Origin of the sequence: Gorillibacterium massiliense (assembly GCF_000455485.1) — a bacterium.
In the GTDB taxonomy this organism is placed as follows: domain Bacteria; phylum Bacillota; class Bacilli; order Paenibacillales; family NBRC-103111; genus Gorillibacterium; species Gorillibacterium massiliense.
The window spans coordinates 1-3,138 of sequence record NZ_CBQR020000053.1 but is presented as its reverse complement, the minus strand read 5'-3'; the positions used below and the strand labels follow the sequence as shown (position 1 = coordinate 3,138).

General features: G+C 53.8%; 4 protein-coding genes. 3 read left to right on the top strand and 1 reads right to left on the bottom strand.

The genetic code is table 11. The features are described 5' to 3' along the window. The coding region (locus TJ79_RS05515; protein WP_040949302.1) for an SDR family NAD(P)-dependent oxidoreductase at positions 1-333 on the bottom strand (333 nt) is incomplete at its 3' end. A gap of 113 nt (positions 334-446) precedes the next feature. Between TJ79_RS05515 and TJ79_RS05510 the strand changes: the two genes are divergently transcribed. The 3 genes from TJ79_RS05510 to TJ79_RS05500 form a co-directional block, all read left to right on the top strand. Further along, on the top strand, positions 447-1,442 hold the full coding sequence (locus TJ79_RS05510) for an aromatic acid exporter family protein (protein ID WP_052339310.1): 996 nt from the start codon (positions 447-449) through the stop codon (positions 1,440-1,442). A 132-nt stretch (positions 1,443-1,574) separates the two neighbouring features. Further along, positions 1,575-2,144 (top strand): outer spore coat protein CotE, encoded by a 570-nt coding sequence (cotE, locus tag TJ79_RS05505; protein ID WP_040949301.1) that lies wholly within the window; start codon positions 1,575-1,577, stop codon positions 2,142-2,144. Between the two features lie 103 nt (positions 2,145-2,247). Then, a partial coding sequence (locus TJ79_RS05500; protein ID WP_040949300.1) for a putative amidoligase domain-containing protein occupies positions 2,248-3,138 on the top strand: 891 nt, incomplete at its 3' end.

Sequence of the window (3,138 nt, the reverse complement as noted above, 5' to 3'; positions counted from 1 at the left end):
AATGACCCGGTCCCACAAATCATCGGTTACTTCAGCTGCGGGATAGAAGTTGTCCATAATTCCGGCGTTATTCACGAGAATGTCGACGGTGCCGTAGGTCTCTACGGTTTTATCGAACAATTGCTGGACATCCTCTTCCTTGGCGACGTTGGCTGCGACTGCAAAGGCTTCCCCGCCTTTTGCCTTGATGCCGGACACCACCGTTTCCGCCGTTTCGAGGCGCAGATCGGAGACCGTCACCTTCGCTCCTTCCGCCGCATATCGCTCGGCAATGGCTTTGCCCATGCCCGAGGCTGCACCGGTGACGATGGCTACTTTTCCAGAAAGCCGCATTCCATAACCCCCAGATTTAATTTTAGGGAAATCGCTAATCGCACTTATTGTAGGCAATTGGCAGTAGAATATGTATGCGAAACGTTAATCATATGCCGGGAGGCAAATCGAAAATGAATCCGAACATGCTCATCCGGGTCGCCAAGTCGGCGGTGGCCGCTGTGGCGGCTATCTATATTGCCGAATTTCTTAAGCTGACCTCGCCCTTTTCCGCTGCTCTTATGGCTGTGCTTGGTATCGATATGACGAAGCGGAAGGGAATGCGCAGCGTTTCCGTCCGTTTTTTCGCGTCGGCTCTGGGGCTTCTGGTCGCATCCGCCGCTTTTCAATTGCTGGGTTTTCAGATTTGGGTTATCGGCATCTATCTGTTGATCACCTATCCGGTACTGTATCGGTTCAAATTGCAGGACGGGATCGTCACCAGCTGCGTCTTGATGCTCCATCTTTTTGCGGAAAAAAGCGTAACGCTTCCCTTGATCGGAAACGAAATTGCGCTTCTCGCCGTCGGTTTGGGAACGGCAGCCGTCATCAATATGGTCTATATGCCAAACTCCTTCCGTAAGCTGGAGCAGATTAAAATCCAACTGGAAGAGACGTTTGCTGCGATTTTCATCGAAATTTCCGCCCATCTGGTTGATCCTGCGCGGGTTTGGGATGGCGCGGAGTTGCTGGCTGCCTCAGACAAGCTGGAGCAAGGTATAGCCTCCGCCGAAAGCGCTGCGGAGAATGCGCTGTTTCAGACGGATCAGGAATGGCTGAGGTATTTCGAAATGCGGCGCCAGCATTTTCAATCCATCCAGCGGATGCTGGATTTGGTGTCCCAGGTATACCAAAGTCTGCCCCATGGACAAGCCATCTCCCGGCTGTTCGTCGATTTAAGCGAGGACATCCGGGTGCCGTACTATACCGGGAAAGTAGAAACGAATCTCGCGGTACTGGAGAGAGAATTTAAGAGTATGGAGTTGCCGGTAACCCGCGAGGAGTTTGAAGCCCGCTCCGCTCTGCTGCAATTATGCCTGGAGCTGCGAACGTATTTGGGTGTCTCCAAGGCTTTAAAGGCCAAAAAGTCGGATCGGGTGAAAGAACCGGAGCCGGTAAACGAGATCTGAGTACTGTTGAACGGGAAATATAGGCTTCAGATGTCCGTAAAAAAATCCTCGGGCGGCAAACCGGAAGTTGTCACTCTAGGCGAATGACCTGCATACAATTTAAAAGAATGATTGTATGGAGGAGGTTGAATCATGTCCGTTCTCGATAAAGATCTGCAATACAGGGAAATCATTACCAAAGCGGTATGCGGCAAAGGTCGGAAATTCAGTCAGGTGAGTCATACCGTTACTCCCAAAAACACTCCAACCAGCATCCTCGGCGCATGGATTATCAATAACCAATACGAGGCGGCTCATTCCCCGGAGGGAATTGAAGTGGTGGGAACGTATGACATCAACATCTGGTATTCCTATGACCGCAACACCAAAACGGACGTGGCTAAAGAGACAGTGACTTACGTGGATCTGGTTCAACTGAGCTATTTGGACAAAAAGCACAAAGTATCCACGGCGGAAGTCACGGCGGTTGCCGTTCAAGAACCCAGCTGCGTGGAAGCCACCGTTTCAGCCCGCGGCGACAGCGTCGTCATTCGGGTGGAACGGGAGTTCCAGGTGGAAATGACAGCGGAGACGAAGGTGTGCGTCGTGGTCAATCCGAACGGTCTGGATGGCGTCGACGAAAAAAGCTTTGACTTTGACGGAGCGGACGACAGCGATTTTGAAGAGCTGGACCTCGACCTGCTGGACGAAGAACAGAGCTAAAGTATCCTATGCAGGAGAGGGGCAACTGCCGAGGGCGGATGCCCTCTTTTTGCTACAGGTATAGACCCCAATCCGCGAACGGCAAAGCAAGGGGGAGTCGAGAGTGACCGTTTATTTATTGCATGGCGGGGAAGCGGCGGCGTTAAATCTGGCAAGCCGTTTGGGTGTTCCCCATGGAAGGCGATTGCCGGAAGAGAACGTCCGTCTAATCATCCGCTTTGGAACCTTTGCGGCCGATCCGGTATTGGCGGGAGCGAATACGGATCCGCTGGTTATGAACCGCGCCGTTCCGGTGCTGCGCGCCCAAAAGTCCCGGCTTGCCGCCCAACTGCTGACTATAAGCGGTTTGAAGTGCGGCGGTCGGCTGGCATTGGGACAAGGGGGTAAAAAGAAGGAGCGGAAGACCAAAGGACTGGAGCCGGGGGAGAGTTTAGCTGGAGCAAAACAAGAATGGAAACCGGAGAAATGGGCGTATGAATACGCCGTTCCCGTTTTCAATTTAGAAACGCTGGCGGTTTGGGAACGGAAGATGAAGCCGTCGGGAGCTAGCGTTGAAGAAGGCCGGGAGATCGGATATCGGGAGGTGCCGGTGGACGGTACATTTCACGCAGGACGCGCAGCAAAGGAGGCCGTCAGGGCCATCTATGCCCTTGGGCTCGATTATGGCCTGGTACGCCTTGCGGCAACAGCATCCGGCGAGACCTTGGTGATTGCCGTCGAACCGGCACCTGAATATGGGGGGCGCATGGGCGAGAGGCTTTTGGACTTGTGGACGGAGGCGGTGCGGAAGCTGGCAATTGAGCTTGAACTTGAACAGGAAAGCGGAGACCTGTCTCAAGACGTTCTGCTTGGTGCCGATCCGGAATTCGTGCTGATGACACAGGAAGGCAAAGTCGTGCCGGCGTCCCGGTATATGGAGCGCGTCGGGAATGTGGGGAGCGATGCGGTGATTTTGCGGGGGCACAAGGTGATCCTTCCCTTGTGTGAGCTGCGT

Excerpts from the sequence above, each read along its gene's own strand:
- cotE (WP_040949301.1), top strand. The coding sequence starts at position 1,575 with ATGTCCGTTCTCGATAAAGATCTGCAATACAGGGAAATCATTACCAAA.
- TJ79_RS05510 (WP_052339310.1), top strand. The coding sequence starts at position 447 with ATGAATCCGAACATGCTCATCCGGGTCGCCAAGTCGGCGGTGGCCGCT.